The following is a 16,662-nucleotide window of genomic DNA, read 5'->3' as shown; positions in this document are numbered from 1 at the left end:
GAGCCTATGCGGATGACCCCCGGTGCGGTCCAGCGACACCCGAGGCTGAGGCATCCGCCGTCCGCGGATTCCCCCTTCTGTGATGGGGTCACGCGCCGCTCGCCCGCCCCGACGGAATGTCGTAGGTATGTTCTAGTGTCACAGCATGACCACCTCCGAACCGGACGGCGCGGCCGACGCCCACCCGCACGCGGGCGTCGAGCATGTGGACGACGTGCCGGTCGATGAAGACGCGTGGGCCGGCGCCGCCGCGGCAGTGCCCGACGAGCTCGACCTCGTGACCGAGGTGGACGACATGATGGCGGTCTTCGCCTCGGAGCGCTTCGTCCGCGTCGACGCCCTGCGGCGTCGCGCACTCGCCGACGAGCGCTACGGCGACGCGATCGCCGCCGTCGTCGAGAGGTCGGTGCGGCTGGAGCTCGCGGCGGCGCTGCGCGTCACCGAGGCCGCTGCGGCGCACCTGCTGGGCATGGCCCAGGCCCTCGTGCACCGGTACCCGGCGGTGCTCGAAGCCCTCCACCGCGCCAGGATCAGCGAGCGGCATGCCGAGATCCTGGTCGACGCGCTCGACGGCGTCGAGCCCGATGTGCGCGCCAGACTCACCGAGCGCGCGGCACAGCTGGCCGAGGAGCTTCCCGTCGGCGCGTTCCGCAGACAGCTCAGCAGAATGATCGAGAGCGAGCGCTCGGCGACGCTCGCGGAACGTCACGAGGCCGCTCTTCGACAGCGCCGCGTGGTGGTCGAGCCCGCCGACGATGGCATGGCGTGGCTGCACGCCTTCATCCCTGCAGTGGAGGCACGCGCGATCCAGGGCCGGATCACGGCCATGGCCAGAGTGCTGGGCGCGGCGGCCGATGAGGAGCGCACGCTCGATCAGCGGCGTGCCGACGTGCTCGGCGACCTGCTCGTCGACGGCGACACCGCGGCGCTCGTGCCCCAGGCGCGCGGCATCCGGGCCGCCGTCACCGTCACCGTGCCGGCTCTCGCATTGCTGGATGCGGCATCCGGCCCGGGGGACTCCCCCGACGCGCCGGCGGTGGTCGAGGGCGTCGGGCCGATCACGCTGTCGCGGGCGCGAGAGCTGTGCGGGGGCGCCGACGGCTGGATGCGGGTTCTCACCCATCCCGAGACCGGCGCGGTGCTCTCCGTCGGTCGCGACCGGTATCGTCCGCCGCCGGGGCTGAGGCGGCTGGTCCGGTGGCGAGCCGACAGATGCATGGCTCCCGGATGCGGGATCCCGGCCTCCAGATGCGAGATCGATCACACCGTGGCGTGGGAGCACGGCGGCGAGACCTCGCTCGACAATCTGGCTCCCCTCTGCAAGGGCCACCATACGATCAAGCACCACGGCGGCTGGCGGGTCGAACAGGTCGCAGAAGGCGGGGGCGCGCTGCAGTGGACCTCCCCTGCCGGCCGACGCTACCTCGTCACGCCCGAGCGGCGCGTGCCCGTCTTCCGCGCATCGGCCGCCGAGCCTGCCGCACCGTTCTGACGCGGATGCCGCGACCGGCGCGGGTCGGCCCGTCCGGTACGGTCACCCGTGCCCGGCGGAGGTCAGTCGTCGTCGTCCTTGCGCTTGCGCCAGCGGATGCCCGCCGAGATGAACCCGTCGAGATCGCCGTCGAAGACGATCGCGGGGTTGCCGACCTCGTAGCCGGTGCGGAGATCCTTCACGAGCTGCTGCCCGTAGAGGAAGTACGACCGCATCTGGTCGCCCCAGCTCGCGGTGATGGTGCCGGCGAGCTCCTTCTTCTTCGCCGCCTCCTCCTCGCGCTTGAGCAGGAGCAGGCGGGTCTGCAGCACGCGCATGGCGGCAGCGCGGTTCTGGATCTGCGACTTCTCGTTCTGCATCGACACCACGATGCCCGTGGGGAGGTGCGTGAGCCGGACGGCGGAGTCCGTCGTGTTGACGGACTGGCCGCCGGGACCGGACGAGCGGAAGACGTCGACGCGGATCTCGCCCTCGGGGATGTCGACCTCGACGGCCTCCTCCATCACCGGGATGACCTCGACCGCGGCGAACGACGTCTGGCGCTTGTCGGCCGAGCCGAACGGGCTGATGCGCGCGAGGCGGTGCGTGCCGGCCTCGACCGACAGCGTCCCATAGGCATAGGGCGCGTCGACCTCGAACGTCGCCGACTTGATGCCCGCGCCCTCGGCGTACGACGTGTCCATCACCTTGACGGGGTACTTGTGGCGCTCCGCCCAGCGCAGGTACATGCGCATGAGCATCTCGGCGAAGTCCGTGGCGTCGTCGCCGCCCGCGCCGGAGCGGATCGTGACGACCGCGGAGCGCTCGTCGTACTCGCCGTCCAGGAGCGTCTGCACCTCGAGCTGGCTGACGATGTCCTCGAGCTCGGCGATCTCGTGACGCGCCTCCTCGGCGGAGTCCTCGTCGTCCATCTCGTTGGCGAGTTCCACGAGCACGTCGAGGTCGTCGAGGCGCCGCTCCACGTCGGTGACGCGCTTGAGCTCGGCCTGGCGGTGGCTGAGGGCGCTGGTGACCTTCTGGGCCTTCTCGACGTCGTCCCACAGGTCGGGCGCGCCGGCCTCCTCGCTGAGGCGGGCGATGTCGGCGGTGAGTGCCTCGACGTCGACCACGGCCTTGATGTCGGCGAACGTGGAGCGCAGGGCCTGGATGTCGGCGGAGGGATCGAAGTCGAGCATGACACTCCAGACTAACGTGGAAGCGATGACCGATCACGCAGGCGCCCCCACTGCCCGCGACGTGCTGTGGCGGTTCGGCCCGATGATCTACGGCCCCACGGTGCTGTTCGCGCTCGGCGAGGGCGCCGTCATCCCGCTCATCCCCGTGATCGCCGCTCAGCTGGGCGCGGATGTCGCCACCGCCGCCCTCGTCGCCTCGGCGCTCGTCGTCGGGCAACTGTGCGGCAATCTCCCCGCCGGCTGGGCCGTCGCCCGCATCGGCGAGCGTCTCACGATGGCTATCGCCGGGTTCCTCTCCCTCGCCGGTGTCGCCGGCATGGCGCTCGCTCCCTCGCTGGGCCTGTTCGCGACCGCGGTGTTCGTCATCGGGTTCTGCGCCGCCGCGTTCGGACTCGCACGACATTCCTTCATGACCACCCGCGTGCCGCTCGCCTTCCGGGCGCGCGCCCTGTCGCTGCTGGGCGGCACCTTCCGGCTCGGCATGTTCATCGGCCCGTTCGTCGCCGCCGCGCTGCTGGCGCTGCTCGGCGACGAGCGCGCCGCGATCTGGTTCTTCGGCGGATGCCTCGTCGGCACGATCCTCCTGGTGCTGCTGGGTCCCGACCCCGAGAAGAAGCTCCTCGTCCCCGGAGCGCCCGGCGCGGGCGACGGGCGCATGGACACCGAGGACACCGGCGAACCCGTCACGGGCTCGATCCCGATCCGGCGCACCGGTGGCTCGGGCAGCACGCCAGGGCCGGGCACGGGCGTGCTGCGCACCATGTGGCGCCACCGCCGTGTGCTCTCCACGCTCGGGCTGGCCGCGGCATCCCTCTCATCCGTCCGCTCCGCACGCCAGGTCGTCCTGCCGCTGTGGGGCGTGTCGATCGGCCTGGACGCGCAGACGATCGCCCTCGTCGTCGGCATCTCGGGAGCGATCGACTTCGCGCTGTTCTACGCCAGCGGTCAGGTGATGGACCGCTTCGGGCGCCTGTGGGCCGCCCTCCCGGCGATGCTGCTCATGGGCGCGGGCTTCGTCGCGCTCGCCTTCACGCACGACCTCCCGGACGCCGCGATGTGGTTCGCGATGTTCGCCGCGGTGCTGGGCGTCGGCAACGGTCTGTCCAGCGGGATCCTGCTCACGCTCGGCGCCGACGTGGCACCGAAGACCGAGCCGGCGGCCTTCCTCGGCTCGTGGCGCACGCTCACCGACGCGGGTGGCGCCGTCGCCCCGCTGCTCGTCTCGGGCATCGCCGCCGCGGCATCGCTCAGTGTCGCGACGGGCGTCATGGGCGGGATCGGCCTTCTCGGCGCCTTGGCATTCCTGCGCTGGGTTCCCCGCCACGTCCCGCGGGCGACCGCATGACCGACGTCATCGCGTTCTGCCGCAGCCGCAACCAAGGCCGGCGCTGCACGCGCCCGCTCGACCATCCCGGCCTGCACCGGCACCGCACGATCATGTGGACGGATGCCGCCGCCGACCCGCCGCGGTGCCCGGGATCCGGCGAGCCGGGCGAGCCCGCCGCAGAACTCGCCGACGGCTTCCCCGACGGCCGCGGGCTCTGCGCGGTGTGCCTCCGCTTCGTCGACCTCGCCGGCGACGGCCGGCTTGTGGAGCACGAGACGACCGACACCGGGGAGACGGATGCCGAGACCCGGCGTCGACGCGACTGGTTCAACGAGCACGGCTGGTAGCCCGGCCGGTGATCACACCCAGCTGCGGCGCACCGCCTCGGCACCCAGCTGCATGCGCGTCGTCACGCCGGCGAGGTCCATGAGCTCGGCCACCCGGCGCTGGACGGTGCGCAGCGAGATGCCGAGCTGCGTCGCGGCCGCGGCATCCGTCACCCCGAGGAGGAGCAGGTGGAGAAGGTCACGGTCGACCGCCTCGCTCGCGGCAGGCGGCGCCGCGACAGGGAGGAACGGCGCCGCGGCCTTCCAGTACTCCTCGAAGATCGACGTCACGAGGTCGAGCAGGCCGCTCGGGTGGATCAGAAGCGCGCCGAATCCGCGGTCTTCGTCCTGCGAGTGCATGGGCACGAGCGCCATCTGGTCGTCGGCGATGAACATGCGCGTCGGCAGCGTCGGGAGCACCCGGATCTCTTCGCCGATCGATGCCATCTCGCGCGCCGCCGTGAGGAAGCCGGGGCGCTCGAGGACCGCGCTCTCGACGATCACGCGATAGCGCACGCCGCGCGCCAGCGCCCTGTCCTCCTCGATGTTCTCCTCGCCGCTGATCAGGGCGATCTCGTTGAGCACGAGCACGCGCACCTGCTCGACCGACGCCGCCTGCAGCTGGGCGACCCGCTGCCGCACGGCGTCATCGCCGATGACGACATCGATCACGTCGGCGACACTGCGCCTCTCGACCGAATGACGGTAGAGATCGCTCAGCTCGACGAGCGCCTGGTGCGCGCGGGTGAGCCCGCGCTCGCGCTCGAGCAGCAGCGGGCGCAGCGAGATCGACGGAGGGGACGCCACGAAGCGGTCACGGCTGGCGGCCTGGCGCGCCAGCAGCCCGAGCCGCTCGAGCTCGGCGACGATCGGCCCGGTGCGCGGCAGCGACAGGCTCAGCGCCCCCGCGATGTCCGCAGCAGACGCCGAAGGCTGCTGGAGCACCCATCGATATACCGCGGTGTGAGCCTCATCGAGGCCGAGCGCGTCGAGCACGGTCGCCTTCCCCATGCTGTCCATCGTCACCCGCCGAGCTTGGCGGATGATGGCCATGGCATTTCTCCGCCACCACTCTACGCGCGCCGGCCGAGAAGGTGGGGATGTCAATCCCCACACACCGAGAGGCTCGCGCATGTCACGACCCCAGCCCTCCGGCCGTCGCCTGCATCCGATCGTCGCCGCCACGAGCGGCGTCGCGATCACGATCGCCGGCGTCGGTCTCACCGGCCTGCCGGCGACCGCATCCCCCGCGGCAGAGGTTCCCCCCGCCTCGGCCGCGTCCGCCGGCAGCAGCAATACGGTCACCCTCATCACGGGCGACCGCGTCACTGTCACCGACCTGTCGGACGGCACCCACGCGGTCTCCGTCGACACGGCCGTCGACGGTGCCGGGGTCCGCACGTACGAAGCCGCCGGCGACCTGCACGTCATCCCCGATGCGGCGCTTCCCTATCTCGCCTCGGGCGCCCTCGACCAGGATCTGTTCAACGTCTCGCTCCTCGTGGAGTACGGGTACGACGACGCTTCGGTCGACGCCACCCCGGTCATCGTCGAGCAGGATGCGTCCTCGGTCCGCACCTTCGCCGCTCCCGTTCCGGGACTCGAGGTGCAAGCGGAGCTGGAGAGCATCGGCGGCACGGCAGCCACCCTCGGCCACCAGGAGGCGGCGAGCGCGTGGGAGTCGCTGACCGCGCCGAGCGCCCGGAGCTTCTCCACGGCGCCCGCCCTCGCGGGCGGCATCGAGGCCATCCACCTCGACGGCAAGGTGCAGGCGACGCTCGATGGCAGCGTCGGCTACATCGACGCGCCCGAAGCGTGGGCGGACGGCTACACCGGAGAGGGCGTCACCGTGGCGGTGCTCGACACCGGGTACGACGACACCCACCCCGATCTCCAGGGCCGCGTGCTCGACACGTCGAAGAGCTTCGTGCCCGGCGAGGAGGTCGCCGCAGACTCGAACGGCCACGGCACACACGTCGCCTCCACGATCGCCGGCACCGGCGCAGCGAGCGGCGGCACCCATCGCGGCGTCGCCGACGGCGCGGACCTGCTCGTCGGCAAGGTGCTCGATGCCAGCGGCTGGGGTCAGGACTCGTGGATCATCGAGGCGATGGAGTGGGCCGGGCAGAACGCGCCGATCGTCTCCATGAGCCTCGGCTCGCCCGCACCGTCCGACGGCAAGGACCTGATGGCCGAGTCGCTCGACCGCATCGCCGAGGAGACCGGTGCTCTGTTCGTCGTCGCCGCCGGCAACGCCGGAGCGGCCGAGACCATCGGCGCGCCGGGATCCGCCGCCGAGGCGTTCACGGTCGGCTCGGTCGACGACCCTTCGGGCGCGCTCTCGTGGTTCACGAGCCAGGGGCCGCTGTCGCGCTCGGGTGCGCTCAAGCCCGACGTCACCGGCCCCGGCAATGACGTCACCGCCGCCCGCTCGGCCGACAGCGCCGGCGACGGCGCCTACATCTCGATGAGCGGCACCTCCATGGCCACGCCGCACGTCGCAGGTGCGGCCGCCCTCCTCCTCGGCGCGAACCCGGACTACACGACCGAGCAGCTCAAGGCGGCCCTGGCCAGCACCGCGGTCGACGTCGGCTACACGCCGTATCAGGGCGGCTCGGGCGTCATCGACGTCGACGCCGCGCTCGAAGCGCCCGTCGTCGCGTCCGGATCCGGCGACTTCGGCATGCTCATGTGGGGCCAGGAGCCGACCCCCGTCGCGCGTGTCGTCGACTACACGAACCGGACGGATGCCGAGATCACGGTCTCGCTCACGGCGACTCTCTCCGACACCACGCCGGGCGGAAGCGGCGCCCCTCAGCCCCTGTCGACCGGCATCGCATTCGGCGCGCTCACGCTCGATACCGAGACGATCACGATCCCGGCCGGCGAGACCCGTTCCGCGACGATGACGGTGGACCCCGCGAAGGTTCCCGCGGGCACCCAGCTGTCGGGCGCCCTGGTCGGTTCGGTGGACGGCGAGCCTGTCACCCGCACCGCCCTCGGGACGATCGCCGAGGCCGAGCGCTACGACCTCACCCTCACGGCGACCGACTTCGACGGCAACCCCACCACGGCGTACGCGATGCTGTGGGACCCGGCGACGCAGTGGGCGGAGCCCGTGCCCGTCGACGGTGAGACGACGCTGCGCCTCATGAAGGGCGAATACACCGTCATGTCGTTCATGCAGCTCAGCCGCACGCCGGACACGATCGCAAGCGTGCTCGTCGGGACGCCCACCCTCGCGCTCGACCAGGACCGCACGGTTGCGCTCGACGCGCGCACCGCGGAGCAGATCACGGTCGACGTCGGGCAGGACGGTCTCGCACCGGTGTTCCGCCGCATGGACGTGTCGGTCGACGACTTCGCGGCGAGCGCCACGATGCCGGTGTGGATCGATGAGCTGTGGGCGCAGCCGATGAGCGTCGAGGACGCCGATTTCGGCTTCACGACGCGCTGGCGCCTGCAGAAGCCGCTCCTCTCGCTCGAGGCCGGCAAGGAGTCGCTCGACCTCATCGAGCAGATCGGGTCGACGCTGCTCGACGGCTCGTTCAAGGCTCAGGCCGTGGATGCGGGCAAGGGCAGCGCGCAGGAGTTCGCCGCCGTGGACGTGTCGGGGAAGGTCGCCGTCGTGACCCGCTCCGCCGAGGTTCCGGCATCCCAGCGCGCGGCCAACGCGGCCGCCGCCGGTGCCAGGCTCCTCATCGTGGTCAATGACGGCGACGGCGAGTTCAACGAATGGGTCGGCTCGGAGGACTACACCACCGACGTCGCCATTCCGGTCGCGGGGGTCAGCGGCGTCGAGGGTCGCGACCTGCTGGCCCGCATGGCGTCGAAGAAGGTGACCGTGTCTGCGGTCGGCGTCCCGACATCCGACGTCGTCTACGACATCGCCGAGTTCGCCGACGGCGAGATACCGTCCGACCTCGCGTACGTGCACACCGAGGACGACCTGGCACGGATCGACACCCGCTTCCACGGCCAGCCCGAAGAGATTGGCGAGTTCCGCTTCGACTTCGTGCCCGGCGCGGAGTTCAGCAGCGGCTTCCCGATGCGCACCCAGCGCGGCACCGAGCGGGCGGAATGGGTCAATACCGACGGACTGCGCTGGTACCAGGACGCGATGATCACCTCGGTCGGATGGACGATGCGCGACATCAAGCGCACCTACGAGCCGGGTGAGCGCACCGAGGCGGAGTACTACGGCGGCGTCGTGCGGCCGTACATCGCCACGGGCTACTGGGTGCCGTACCTCGCGTCGGACTACGGGCAGATCAACATTCCGAGCTGGGCCGACGGCGGTGACTCCGCACACACCGGCGCGTTCGACACGTGGCTCGAGCCGTCGACGGTGCAGCAGCTGACCGACGTCTACCTCGACGGGGAGCTCTTCCGCCAGGTGGAGCACCAGGGAGGGAACGTCTTCGACCTGCCCGACGGCGAGCACGACTGGCGTGTGGTGAACACCGCCACGCACGACGGCTCGCACCTCGCGGGGTCGACGAAGACGGTCAGCGACTGGACGTTCCGTGCGTCCACGCAGCAGGGCGACTGGGACTACCGGCTGCTGCCGATGATCCAGGCGTACTACGCAGTCGACGTCAACGAAGGCAACCTCGTCGGCGAGGGTCGCCGCAAGGGGTCCGCCATCCCGCTGGGGCTCGAGCTCGGGCATGTGGCGGGCACGGCTCCGGCCGGCGCGATCACCGAGGCGACGCTCGAAGCGCGCACGTCCGGCGGCGAGTGGGTGCCGGTGACGCTCACCGCCGCGGAGACGGATGCCCCGACCGGCGCCGTCGACCACGACGGTGGCATCTTCGTCGAGTCCCGCGCCTGGGTCAGCGGCTACACCGCCCAGGTGCCGGTGCCAGACAGGGGCGGCTGGGTCGACCTGCGGGTGACCGCGAAGGATGCCGAGGGCAACACGTTCTCGCAGGAGATCGAGCGCGCGTTCGAGGCCACGCCGGCCAAGGGCGCCCGCTGACACGGCATCACCCAGCAGCACCCTGACACGACGATCGGCCCCGCTCCGACGAGCGGGGCCGATCGGCCTGTGCAACCTCGTCAGTCCGGCATCACGGCTGGACGAAGTTGTTGTTGATGGTCAGCGACGAGACCTCCTTGCAGCTGGCGGCGATGTCATCCTGCGCCAGGTTCGTGCTGTCATAGCTGACACTCCACGAGTACGACCCGCTGGCGGTCACAGCTGTCGAGTTCGACGTCGACACCGTGGTTCCGTTCCCGGTTCCCGGACCGCTGACCGGGACGTCGACCGGACCGTAGACGATCGTTCCCGTGCAGTCGGACGAGTTGTACAGCGTGAACCTCGCGTTGCCTGCAAGGTTGCCGCCCGCAGCCGCCTTGATCGTGGCCGAGTCGTTCGGGACCCACCGCTGTGCCGTGGTCATCGTCGACGGGACGGTGTTCACCACAACCTCCTCAGCCGAGACGTTGCACGTGCCGTTGTTGTGGCTGGTGCCGTTGGTGTTCGTCGTGCTGTCGGAGTAGACCGCTCCCCACTGGTAGGTGCCGGCGACTGTCGGCGTGAACGAGACGCTGTAGACGTTGGTCGGCGAGCTGTCGCCGTTGACCGTCACCTCCGTCGCGCTGCCCGCCACCGCGACGCAGCTCGTGGCCGTCTTCGTGTAGAGGGTGAAGGTGATCTTGCCGCCCGCTGCTGTCCGCGGCGGCACCGTCGTCGATGGTTGCACGGTCTGGATGACCGGGTTCATCGGCTGAAGTGCCGTGCCCGACAACGTCGCGGTGTCGGTGACCGCATTGCCCAGCACCACATCGGCACCGGCGCTCGTGGTCAACGTCGGCGTGACCGGGTTGACGACGAAGCACTCTCCCGCACTCGAGTCGCTCGATCCGGAGATGCCGTTGGTCGCGTTTCCGTCGTCATAGACCGCCCGCCAGCAGTATCGACCGGCGGAGGTCACATATGCGGTCGGCGATACGACCGTGAACGGGTACGAAGTAGCCGTGACGGCGGTGGACCCGATTGACGTGCCCCCGGACGTACAGGTTCCCGTGTCGAGCTTGCACAGCGAGAACGCCACGGTTCCTCCGGGCGTGCCGCTGGTTGCACCGACCAACGACACGGTTGCCGAGTCGGTCACCGCCAGGACGCCGTTGGTCCCGATCGACGCTCCTGTGGCCGGAACCGGCGTCTCGCCATCAGCGAGCATGGGGGTGGTCATCGTGGTCGTCGTGCAGTTGCTGATCGGCGGGATCGTCTCAAGGATGGTGTCCTTGTAGTCGGCGGTGTCCGAGTTGCCGGTCACGGTGCTGGGAATGCTGTTCGCGAACGACAGGCACTGGAGCACCCCACCGAAGATGGTGTCGGTCAGGTTGACCGCCGCTTCGCCGAAGAATCCGTCCTCACTGATGGCGGCTTGCGACACCGCGGCGGTGAGAGCGACCGGGGGACCGAGCACCAGGTTCGGCGCTGTGCCGCTCCAGACCCGGAGCACCATGTCGAGCCCGCCTCCCTGCTGATCCCAGAGGATCATGAAGTCGCCGGGAACGGCGGGCGTGGTTGCCGTCGCTGCCGCGCCTCCCTGTCGATTGGCCCAGGGGTTGCAGGTGTCGATCAGCTGCTGCTGGGTGGCCGTCTCGTAGGCGCATGCCGCTGGGGCGGCGTTCCGCATGAACTCGTAGGCGATGAAGCCGCTGCCCGTGCTCTTGTCCCGCTCCCACGCGAAGTAGAGCCAGTCCTTGCCGCCCTCACGCTTGATGTCGAGCCACGCCTGGCGCAGGTCCACCTGTGCGTTCGGGTTCGTGGTGCCCAGGGTCGGCACGGCGTCCTTGTGGATCACGCCGATCTTCGTCGTGTTCGAGTTGAGCGGTCCCAACTCCTGAACATTCCCTTCGTCGTCATCGAGGTTGTTGGCGACACCGGCGTCGGGAATGGTCCCGCCGAGGGGATCCGTGGGCATGCCGGTGATATCCCATGGACCGTCGGCGGCGGTCGCAGGACTTGCGCCACCGATCAACATCGCCAAGACGAGACAGCTCGTCGCTCCGGCCGCGAGTATGCCGCGGCGCTTGTTCCTGGACATGGACGTCCCCTTTCCCCAGGCCATTACGGGCCTTACGCTAGGAAGTGCGTGGGGATACGACCATCGGGTGAACCCGCACCCGGGTTTGGGGAAACCCCCTAGGGTGGTCTGTCTCAAGCGAGAGGCGCGCGATTCGGGGAGGAATCGTGGGCGAGGAAGATGAAGAGGTGTTCGCGCTGGTGGTCGCTGGGGATCACGTGCGTGACGACTATGTGCATCTGCTGCACAGACTGGGGCTGCAGTCCGCCGCGTTCGCGAGGGCTCTGGACGCGGCTGCCTGGCTGAACGGGCAGGCGCCCGCCGTGGCGATCCTCGAGGTCGAGGACGGGGGGTGCAGCTTCCTTCGCGAGCTTCGTGATCGCTACGGACCCGACATGCCGGCCGTGCTCGTCTCGGCCGACCGCATCACGCCGGCCGACGTCGTGGCAGGGCTCCTGGTCGGCGCCGACGACTACGCCGCGGAGTCGATGGACGCCGAGGAGTTCCTGGCGCGCGTCCGCCGGCTGATCGAGCGCACGAAACCCGCGCGCAACGCCACCGCCGACCTCCGCCGTCTGTCGGCTCTGAGCCGTCGAGAGCGCGAAGTGCTCACCCTCACCACCGAAGGGTTGAGTCAGAAGCAGGTCGCTGCCGCGATGGGCATCAGCATCAAGACCGTCGGCGCGCACATGCAGAACCTCCTGGCCAAGCTGGGGGTCCACTCCCGAGTGGAGGCCGTCGCGCTGGCCGCGCGTGCCGGCGCGACCGCCGACGAGTGAGGCCCCGGGGTCGCCGCGTCAGCGGAGCGCCGTGCGGCTGGTCGCCGTGGCCTCCAGCCCGAGGCCGTCCGGCACGAACGGGGCGATGAGGGGCGGATGCCACACCCCGGCCACGGTGACCCGCGCGGACACGCCGTCCGGGGTCGACGCCGACACCAGCCGCGCACTCCCGCCGATCTGATCCATCATCAGCTGGGCCTCGCGACGCACGCCGTCGTCGTCGAGCAGCGCGACGGGTTCACCATCGACCACCGACAGCTCGAAGCCGTCCGCAGCGGCGAGGACCGCGGCATCCGCCACCGCATCCAGCTGCTTCTGCGCGAGATACAGGCTGGTGGCGGCCGTGCACACGAGGATCACCGCGATGGCGAGCACGCCGTAGCCCAGCGTCAGCAGGAGCACGCTGCCCTCGTCGTCGGGGTCGCCGACCCGACGGCGAATCGCGAGGGCCGCCCGCCACCGGCCGGTCATCCTCCGCTCCAGAAACGCGAGACCTTGTGGGCGGCCGACGCCTCGACGGGAACCGCGGCGATGCGATCCAGGCCGAGCACCGGCGGCACCAGAGGGAGTGAGACGGTGGTGCGGACCGTCACACGCAGCATCGCCCCGGCACGGGGACAGGATGCGCCCCCCGGCGCGCACGCGATCGCGAGATCGACCTCGGCGAGGTCGTACTCGTCCGAGACCGCGGCGACGACGGCATCCGCCCGCTGCCGGGCGTCGGCGGCATCCGCCGCCGTCGACACCGCCCGCGCCACGTGCCGCGCGGCCGCCTCGGCACCGAGGCTCTGACCCTGGATCATCCCCAGCGCGACCACGAGGTAGACGAGCGGAACGAGCATGAGCAGGCCGACGAGGATGAACTCGAGCGCGGCCGACCCGCGCTCCCCGTCGTCATCAGTCGAAGGATTCGACCGGCGCATGCGCCGTCACCTCCAGGGCACGCGGGGCTCCGAGCAGGCCGAGGAGCGGCAGCGTCGCAGCGACCCGGACCTCGACGGCGTCATGGCCGAGATCGGAGGTCTCGCGCACGGCGACGTCGCTCGCGTACCCGGCGCCCACCGTGCGGGAGACGATCTCCCGGGTGCGCTCTGCGCCGTCCTCGAGCGTCGTGTCGGCGAGTGCCGCATGGTACGCACCCTCCACCGCAGCATCGTGGATGACGTTGCGCACGTACACCGCCAGGCCGAACTGCAGCACACCGAGGGTGAGGACGGTCAGCAGCGTCCCCACCAGCACGAACTCGACCGGGCTGGCACCGGCGTCGTCTCGGAGCTCCGCGGCCAGCCCGAGCGCGCAGGTTCGCCGTCGCGCGGGCGGCCACGAGACGCACCGGATCACAGACCGGAGACGCGGCTGATCGCCTGCTCGAAGAGATCGGCGAGCGCGGGACCGGCCATCGCCCAGATCACCACCACCAGGCCCGCTGTCATAAGCGTGATCAGGACCCACCCGGGGACGTCACCGCGGTCGTCGACGGCGAGGTCGTGCATCGCCGCGCGCACCCGCGTGGTCAGCCGCTGCATCCGTGCTTTCATCATTTCTCCTTCCGGCGGTCAGCCGAGTCCGAGTCGAAGCATGAAGATCCCCGGAAACACCGCGAACAGGACGCTCAGGGGAAGGATCAGGAACACGAGCGGGAAGAGCATGTAGATCTCCTTCCGCCCCGCGCGCTCGATGAGGGCCCGCTTGGCGTCCTCACGCGCATCGATCGCCTGCGCCTGCAGGACGTTCGCGAGCGGGGCACCACGCTCGAGGGCTGCGACGAGCTGGTCGACGGCGCGGGCGAGCGCCGGGATCTCGAGCCCGCCGGCCAGGCGCGACAGCGACTCGGACAGCGGCGACCCGGTGCCCACGGCGACCACGACGCCGCGGAGCTCCGCGGTGAGCTCGCCGGCCCCGACCTCGCTCACCCTCCGCAGCGAGTCGAGGATGCCCTCGCCCGCCGAGAGGCACAGTGCCAGGAACTCGAGCACCGTGGGAAGCTCCTCCTCGATGCGCGCGGCGCGCGAGCGCGCTGCCCGGCCCAGCCACGCGTCGTATCCGAGTGCGGCGGCGACCGCTGCCACCGGCGGAAGCAGCCCGAGAGCCGGCGATCCGCGCCCCAGCAGCACGAGCACAACGACGACCGCGCCGCCCCCGCCGAGGCCGACGACCGCCCACGCGAGCTGACGCCCACGGAACGTCGCCGGGTCGATCGTCCACCCGGCGCGATGCAGCCGGCGTGCCAGGACGGCGTCGCCGCCGGCGAGACGCGCGAGCCGGCGCTGCGCGAACGCGGACCATGCGAAAGCGGACCCGCCGCCGGGAGACACGTCGAGGCCGCGCGCATCGGTGACGTCGCGGACGTACGGGGCGATCCGACGCGCGAGACTCGGCGCACCCCAGCGGGGCGCAAGCGAGAAGAGCAGGCACGCACCCACGCCCAGCGCGGTGCCCAGCACCACGGCGTACGCCATGTCGCCCAGCACGAGACCGCTCACCCGAACCACCGCCGGGGCTCCGGCAGGCGACCCAGCCGCAGCATGAGCCGGTACGCGACGACCGACACGGCGGCGCCCGTCACGATGAGCGCGATGCCCGTTGGACTGCTGTAGGCGCCGGCGCCCTCGGGTCGCATCGCGAGGAGCGCGAGGATGACCCAGGGTGCGACCACGCCCAGCACGGCCGCGCCGCGGATCCACGACTGACGCGACTCGACCTCCGCCCGCAGAGCGGCGTCCGCGCGGACCGAGGCGGCGAGTGCGCGCAGCACCGGCGTCAGTTCCGTTCCGCCCACCTGGCGCGCCATCCGCAGCGTCTCGACGATGCGATCGGCCACCGGATCGGCCAGAGCCGTCTTCAGTCGCTGGATGCTCGACTCGAAGTGGCCCGAGGCCGAGATGTCTCGGGCGAAACCCGCGAAGGCGGGACGGAGTTCGGCCGGCGCCGAATCGGCGAGACCGGCCACGGCGTCGGGCAGCGACATGCCGGCACGCACCGAGGCGATGAGGAGGTCGCAGACGTCCGGCCACAGGCCACGGCGCGCACGCAGGAGCTTCGAGCGCCGCGCTCGCAGCCACGCGAACGGCGCGGCCGCCCCGGCCGCCGCCGCGACGAGCGCGAGCGCGGCCACGGGCGCGATCAGCCATGCGACCGCGGCGGCCACGACGGCGCAGACTCCGGCGACCACGACCGTCGCCGCCGCCGATACCCGCGGCATGCCGGCGTCCTCGAGCAGGCGCGACAGGCGTCCGCGCCGCGGGGTATCCGGCCTCGGCCGGGAGCCTGCCGGCCACATCCACGGGGACACCATCAGCAGCAGACCTGCCGCCAGCACGGCACCCCAGACGAACGTCATGAAGGACCCACCCGGTAGAGCGTGCGCGCCGCGATGACACCGTCCTCGACGCCGGTGGGCTCGACGATCTCCACCACCCGTCGCGCGCCGGTCGATTCGCGCTCGCAGTGCGCCACCAGCTGGACGGACGACGCCACGGCCGGCAGCACGAAGCCCGAGTCGATGTTCCGCCCGGCCAGCAGAGGCAGCGCGGCGAGCTTACCCAGCGCCTCGCGCGCCGAGTTGGCGTGGATCGTCGCCATGCCCGGGACACCGGTGTTCAGTGCCAGGAGCAGGTCGAGCGCCTCGGCGTCGCGGACCTCGCCCACCACGAGCCGGTCGGGCCGCATGCGCAGCGCCTCTTTGACCAGGCGGCGCAGCGTCACCTCGCCGGTCCCCTCGAGGCTCGGCTGGCGGCCCTGGAGTGCGACGAGGTCGGGGGCGGCGACCGCCAGCTCGAACGTCTCCTCCACCGTGACGATCCGGTGGTCCGCAGGGCAGGCGGCGATGAGCGCGCCGAGCAGCGTCGTCTTGCCCGCGTGGGTCGCCCCCGACACGAGGACCGACCGCCCCGCCACGACCGCGTCGCGCAGCATCGTGGCCGCCTCCGGCGCGAGGGATCCTGCGGCCACCAGTCGCCCGAGATCGCGGTAGGCCGGCAGGAACTTCCGGATGTTGACGGCCCAGTGCCGACGCGTGATGTCGGGGATGACGACGTGCAGGCGGCTGCCGTCGGGAAGCGATGCGTCGACGAACGGCTGGCTCAGGTCGACGCGACGGCCGCTGGACTGCAGCATCCGCTCGACGAGGTCCCGCACCGCGGTGTCGGTGAGCATGAGCGGGGTGCGCTCGGGCACACCGCCGCGCGCGACGAAGATGCGGTCCGGCGCGTTGATCCACACCTCCTCGACGGTCGGATCGTCGAGATACGCCTGCAGCGGCCCGAACCCGGCGACGGCCGCGAGCACCTCCCGCACGCACGCCGTCTCGTCGTCGACCGGTGCGAGGCCACGCGCCAGCGCGAAGTCGTTGTGCCGGCGGACCTCGGCCCGCGCGATCTGCGCGGCGAACTCGGGATCGCGGGTGGGATCCGACCGCTCCGCGCGCAGCCTCTCGCGGACCCGCTCGGCCACGAGGGTCGCGACGGGAGCGGCGGGAGAAGTCACCCCAGCATCCTGGCAATTCGGTACCGAGCCAGCCGAAA

General features: G+C 71.2%; 15 protein-coding genes. 5 read left to right on the top strand and 10 right to left on the bottom strand.

Annotated features, from left to right (window positions below; genetic code table 11):
• Positions 1–145 precede the first annotated feature (145 nt).
• A complete protein-coding gene (locus ACZBH1_RS13895; RefSeq protein ID WP_463646713.1) occupies positions 146–1,492 on the top strand; it encodes an HNH endonuclease signature motif containing protein in 1,347 nt (448 codons plus the stop codon).
• A 62-nt stretch (positions 1,493–1,554) separates the two neighbouring features.
• On the opposite strand, the gene prfB is transcribed toward ACZBH1_RS13895, so the two are convergent.
• Entirely contained in the window at positions 1,555–2,667 is a 1,113-nt protein-coding gene (prfB, locus tag ACZBH1_RS13890) for a peptide chain release factor 2 (RefSeq protein WP_336396825.1), read from the bottom strand.
• Positions 2,668–2,692: 25 nt separating this feature from the next.
• Here prfB and ACZBH1_RS13885 point away from each other — a divergent pair, with 25 nt between their 5' ends.
• Positions 2,693–4,012, top strand: coding sequence for an MFS transporter (locus tag ACZBH1_RS13885; RefSeq protein WP_463646712.1), 1,320 nt, complete (start codon positions 2,693–2,695; stop codon positions 4,010–4,012).
• Positions 4,009–4,341, top strand: a complete 333-nt coding sequence (locus ACZBH1_RS13880; RefSeq protein ID WP_463646711.1) for a hypothetical protein — start codon at positions 4,009–4,011, stop codon at positions 4,339–4,341. Before ACZBH1_RS13885 ends, ACZBH1_RS13880 begins: the two co-directional genes overlap by 4 nt.
• A 12-nt stretch (positions 4,342–4,353) precedes the next feature.
• On the opposite strand, the gene ACZBH1_RS13875 is transcribed toward ACZBH1_RS13880, so the two are convergent.
• Positions 4,354–5,331 (bottom strand): transcriptional regulator TrmB, encoded by a 978-nt coding sequence (locus ACZBH1_RS13875; RefSeq protein WP_463646710.1) that lies wholly within the window; start codon positions 5,329–5,331, stop codon positions 4,354–4,356.
• A gap of 121 nt (positions 5,332–5,452) precedes the next feature.
• Between ACZBH1_RS13875 and ACZBH1_RS13870 the strand changes: the two genes are divergently transcribed.
• On the top strand, positions 5,453–9,301 hold the full coding sequence (locus tag ACZBH1_RS13870) for a S8 family serine peptidase (protein ID WP_463646709.1): 3,849 nt from the start codon (positions 5,453–5,455) through the stop codon (positions 9,299–9,301).
• Positions 9,302–9,392: 91 nt separating this feature from the next.
• Here the strand turns inward: ACZBH1_RS13870 and ACZBH1_RS13865 are convergent, their stop codons facing one another.
• A complete protein-coding gene (locus ACZBH1_RS13865; protein WP_452325373.1) occupies positions 9,393–11,258 on the bottom strand; it encodes a hemagglutinin in 1,866 nt (621 codons plus the stop codon).
• Positions 11,259–11,527: 269 nt separating this feature from the next.
• On the opposite strand from ACZBH1_RS13865, the gene ACZBH1_RS13860 reads away from it, so the two are divergent.
• Positions 11,528–12,139: a LuxR C-terminal-related transcriptional regulator gene (locus ACZBH1_RS13860; protein WP_463646708.1), complete on the top strand. Its 612-nt coding sequence runs from the start codon at positions 11,528–11,530 to the stop codon at positions 12,137–12,139.
• Positions 12,140–12,157: 18 nt separating this feature from the next.
• Here the strand turns inward: ACZBH1_RS13860 and ACZBH1_RS13855 are convergent, their stop codons facing one another.
• From ACZBH1_RS13855 to ACZBH1_RS13825, 7 genes are read right to left on the bottom strand one after another with little or no spacing between them, the layout of a single operon-like run.
• Entirely contained in the window at positions 12,158–12,610 is a 453-nt protein-coding gene (locus ACZBH1_RS13855; protein WP_378883228.1) for a pilus assembly protein TadG-related protein, read from the bottom strand.
• Positions 12,607–13,062 carry a TadE family protein gene (locus ACZBH1_RS13850; RefSeq protein ID WP_463646707.1) on the bottom strand — a complete coding sequence of 152 codons (456 nt, stop codon included), beginning with the start codon at positions 13,060–13,062 and terminating at the stop codon, positions 12,607–12,609. The genes ACZBH1_RS13855 and ACZBH1_RS13850 overlap by 4 nt, the downstream gene beginning before the upstream one ends.
• Positions 13,037–13,480: a TadE/TadG family type IV pilus assembly protein gene (locus ACZBH1_RS13845; RefSeq protein WP_463646706.1), complete on the bottom strand. Its 444-nt coding sequence runs from the start codon at positions 13,478–13,480 to the stop codon at positions 13,037–13,039. The genes ACZBH1_RS13850 and ACZBH1_RS13845 overlap by 26 nt, the downstream gene beginning before the upstream one ends.
• On the bottom strand, positions 13,477–13,665 hold the full coding sequence (locus ACZBH1_RS13840) for a hypothetical protein (RefSeq protein ID WP_336397125.1): 189 nt from the start codon (positions 13,663–13,665) through the stop codon (positions 13,477–13,479). The genes ACZBH1_RS13845 and ACZBH1_RS13840 overlap by 4 nt, the downstream gene beginning before the upstream one ends.
• A 30-nt stretch (positions 13,666–13,695) precedes the next feature.
• Positions 13,696–14,598 carry a type II secretion system F family protein gene (locus tag ACZBH1_RS13835; RefSeq protein WP_463647057.1) on the bottom strand — a complete coding sequence of 301 codons (903 nt, stop codon included), beginning with the start codon at positions 14,596–14,598 and terminating at the stop codon, positions 13,696–13,698.
• A 20-nt stretch (positions 14,599–14,618) separates the two neighbouring features.
• Positions 14,619–15,479, bottom strand: coding sequence for a type II secretion system F family protein (locus tag ACZBH1_RS13830; RefSeq protein ID WP_463646705.1), 861 nt, complete (start codon positions 15,477–15,479; stop codon positions 14,619–14,621).
• Positions 15,476–16,624, bottom strand: coding sequence for a TadA family conjugal transfer-associated ATPase (locus tag ACZBH1_RS13825; protein WP_463646704.1), 1,149 nt, complete (start codon positions 16,622–16,624; stop codon positions 15,476–15,478). Before ACZBH1_RS13825 ends, ACZBH1_RS13830 begins: the two co-directional genes overlap by 4 nt.
• Positions 16,625–16,662: the final 38 nt, after the last annotated feature.

The sequence above is a fragment of the Microbacterium sp. ZXT2-5 genome (genome assembly GCF_055329545.1).
The sequence above is the reverse complement of the archived record's forward strand: the minus strand, read 5'-3'. Positions and strand labels throughout refer to the sequence as shown.

Coding starts and splice junctions, on each gene's coding strand:
- ACZBH1_RS13830 (WP_463646705.1), bottom strand. CDS start 15,479: ATGACGTTCGTCTGGGGTGCCGTGCTGGCGGCAGGTCTGCTGCTGATG.
- ACZBH1_RS13875 (WP_463646710.1), bottom strand. CDS start 5,331: ATGGGGAAGGCGACCGTGCTCGACGCGCTCGGCCTCGATGAGGCTCAC.
- ACZBH1_RS13895 (WP_463646713.1), top strand. CDS start 146: ATGACCACCTCCGAACCGGACGGCGCGGCCGACGCCCACCCGCACGCG.
- ACZBH1_RS13880 (WP_463646711.1), top strand. CDS start 4,009: ATGACCGACGTCATCGCGTTCTGCCGCAGCCGCAACCAAGGCCGGCGC.
- ACZBH1_RS13850 (WP_463646707.1), bottom strand. CDS start 13,062: ATGCGCCGGTCGAATCCTTCGACTGATGACGACGGGGAGCGCGGGTCG.
- ACZBH1_RS13840 (WP_336397125.1), bottom strand. CDS start 13,665: ATGCAGCGGCTGACCACGCGGGTGCGCGCGGCGATGCACGACCTCGCC.
- ACZBH1_RS13855 (WP_378883228.1), bottom strand. CDS start 12,610: ATGACCGGCCGGTGGCGGGCGGCCCTCGCGATTCGCCGTCGGGTCGGC.
- ACZBH1_RS13885 (WP_463646712.1), top strand. CDS start 2,693: ATGACCGATCACGCAGGCGCCCCCACTGCCCGCGACGTGCTGTGGCGG.
- ACZBH1_RS13870 (WP_463646709.1), top strand. CDS start 5,453: ATGTCACGACCCCAGCCCTCCGGCCGTCGCCTGCATCCGATCGTCGCC.
- prfB (WP_336396825.1), bottom strand. CDS start 2,667: ATGCTCGACTTCGATCCCTCCGCCGACATCCAGGCCCTGCGCTCCACG.
- ACZBH1_RS13865 (WP_452325373.1), bottom strand. CDS start 11,258: ATGCCCACGGATCCCCTCGGCGGGACCATTCCCGACGCCGGTGTCGCC.
- ACZBH1_RS13835 (WP_463647057.1), bottom strand. CDS start 14,598: ATGGCGTACGCCGTGGTGCTGGGCACCGCGCTGGGCGTGGGTGCGTGC.